1 protein-coding gene is annotated in these 471 nt (G+C 67.5%); it reads left to right on the top strand.

All coding sequences use genetic code 11. The features are described 5' to 3' along the window. A partial coding sequence (locus IC50_RS06190; RefSeq protein ID WP_035701817.1) for an MFS transporter occupies window positions 1-471 on the top strand: 471 nt, incomplete at both ends.

Below are 471 nucleotides of genomic sequence, written 5' to 3'. Positions count from 1 at the left end.
TGGCTGGCGCGCGGCCTATGGCGGGATCGGTGCGCTCGGCTGCGTCAGTTTTCTGCTGTTGCTGCTGCGTCTGCCGGCGGGCCTGAAGGGCGCGCCGGTGGATCTGAAGACATGGGCGGCAGTCGGCCGGAGCAGGACGATCCTGCTGCTGCTTGCGATCACGATGCTGCAAATGTCGGGGCAGTTCGTCGTGTTCACCTACATGGGTCCGCTGCTCAACAAGCTCACCGGCGCCGGTCCCGATGCGATCGGCATGGTGTTCGCGCTCTACGGCGTCTGCGGCTTCCTTGGTGTCGTCATCGCGACCCGCATCGTCGACGCCTCGGGGCCCTATCGCACCTCGCTGCTGTTCACCTGCCTGCTGCTTGCCGGGATTGCCGGCTGGGCGCTCGGCGCCGGCTCGCTCGTCCTGATGGCGGGCGCGGTCGCGACCTGGGGCCTTGGCTTCGCCTCGACCAATTCGATGCAGCA

Origin of the sequence: Bradyrhizobium genomosp. I (2014) (genome assembly GCF_000261685.1) — a bacterium.
GTDB lineage: Bacteria > Pseudomonadota > Alphaproteobacteria > Rhizobiales > Xanthobacteraceae > Bradyrhizobium.
This window is presented reverse-complemented; position numbering and strand designations above follow the sequence as displayed.